Consider the following 2,265-nt stretch of genomic DNA (forward strand, 5'->3'; position numbering starts at 1 on the left):
CGTCCGCGCGGCGCGGACCGCGGCGATGGGAGCCGGTCAACGCTCACGTCCTGCCGGTCTCCGCGTCGACGTCCGGGGGCCACCCCGAGCCCGGTCGGCGTAGCGGTCGGCCAGGGCCTCGGGGTCGGCGAACACGTCGATGGTCCACTGCGTCACCGGGTCCCAGCCGCGGGCCTCGAGGGCCTCGGGCAGCAGGCGAGAGCGCTCCCGGACGGGCAGCGAGGTGTAGGTGTCCGCGCCGTCGGAGGCGACGGCCAGGGGGGAGGCCTCGCCCTGCGGGTCCCACACCGCCATATCCATCACCGAGCCGAACAGCGGCCACACCTTCGCGCCGTGCTCGCCCAGGCGGCGGACGAGGTCCTGGCTCAGGGGGTTGGGCACGCCCGTGCCGGGGACCTTCTCCTTCTCCCCGAAGTAGGCCTGCAGGATCCGGTAGAAGTCCAGGGCGCCGCCGGAGAGGCGGTCCTCCTCGAGGTCCTTCGCGCGCAGCGCGGAGACCAAGTGCATGCGCTCCCGGGCCCGGTGAAGGCCCGCGCCACCATGCGGGCGCCGTCCGGGTCGGAGAACGCGCCGAAGTGGTGGACCACGCGGCCGTGCGGGGTGCGGCCGTAGCCGTGGGTGAACACGACCTCGTCGCGCACGATCCCGTCCGCCCGGACCACGGGGGCGATCACGAAGGGTTCGCGGGGGTCGTCCTCGGCGCGGCCGCGGGAGAGGAAGTCCAGGGCCCACTGGTTCTTCGCGGCGGTGGCGCGCACGGCGGCGGCGACCTTGCGGGCATGCTGCTCGGACACCGTGACCACGGCCAGGGACTTCTCGGGCCGGGACCGGATGTGCTCGAACACGAGCTCGACGGTGCGGGTCACGTCCGCGACCGTGGAGACCACGGCATCGCCGCCGGTGAGCGGGATGCCGGTGCCGTCCTCCAGGTAGTGGGCCACCACCGGGCGGTCCCGGCCGGTGAGCTCCCCGGCGTGCGGGACGGCGTCCAGGGCGCCCTCGTAGTTCGCGGCCGAGAGGATCCTCACCAGGGTGCGCTCGAGGCCGCGGTGGACGGTGCGCAGCGGCACGGTGGGCAGCACGTCCTCGAGGGCGGCGTGGGCCGAAGCGAGGGGGCGCAGCGGTCCGGCGGTGGCCGTGGGGTCCACGGACACCTGGAAGGGCTGCGGGCGGCCCAGGACGGGGTCGCCGAACGCGATGACCTGCTCGGCGCGCAGGAGCGCGCCCATGGCGGAGGCCAGCGAGGTGGACGCGGACTCGAGCAGGATGACGGTGTCCGCCTCCCAGTCATCGCCGAACTCGGTGAGGGCCATCGGCGAGGTCGTCACGATCGGCACGAGGGGCTGGAGCAGCTCCGGGGTGATCGTGGTCAGCGCCGGGACGGTGACGGTGCCCTGCTTCAGCAGGTTCCGCAGCACGGCGGCGTCGGCGCGGTCGCGGCCGAGCGCCTCCTTCCACAGGGTGCCCAGCCGGTGGCGCAGGCGCGCGGCGCCAGAGTCCAGGTGGGCCCGGTCCAGCTCGCGGTAGCGCCGCTCCACGGCGGTCAGCGCCTCCCCGTCCATCATGGCGAGGAAGTCGTCCCCGGAGATCATGGCCTCGAGGGCGGACTGCCACCAGGCGAGCTCGAGCTCGCCGGAGAGGTTGCCGGTCGGGACCTCACGGCGGTGCAGGTCCTGGAGCAGCTCGTCCAGGCCGTGGTCCCGCAGCCGGTCCAGCACGAGGGTGCGCTCCGGCAGGGAGGCCAGCGTCTCGCGGTCCGCCACCAGTCCGTCCACGAGGGCGGCGAGGTCGTCCACGTCCCGGTCCACCAGCGGGGCGTCCTCGGTCTGCTCGGCGGCCAGGACCTCCTGCAGCCGGTCCAGGCGGTCCACCACGTCCGCCACCGCGTCCAGGGCGCGGTCGGTCATGCCCGGCGCCGAGGGCGTGGACGGGCCGCCGGCGAAGCGGGTCCACACGGTCTGCTGCTCCTCCACCTGGACGAGGGCCGCGTGCAGGTCCTCCGGGTGCACGCCGGGGCGGACCACGTCCTTGGCGGCACGGCGCAGGCGGGCGCGGGTCACGGAGGACATCTCCACCATGTGGCCGCGACGCCAGGAGCTGGAGGCGGTGGCGGCCACCATCGCGGGCACGTCCTGGGCGTAGACCTCCGGGGTGAAGGTCTGCAGAGACCGCCGCACGGCGTGGTACAGCTCCACCTGCTCGGCCCAGCCGGCCACGGTGGGCGGCCGGGCGCAGGCCCGCCTCGCGGGGCCGCGGACTCCACGG

General features: G+C 75.0%; 1 pseudogene. It reads right to left on the reverse strand.

The annotated features are described in order from the left end of the window. Positions 1 to 365 precede the first annotated feature (365 nt). Positions 366 to 2,265: pseudogene (locus AC2W7A_RS11710) on the reverse strand (DUF4011 domain-containing protein); the annotation flags it as partial.

Source organism: Micrococcus sp. LASM2_SD2 (genome assembly GCF_057364565.1).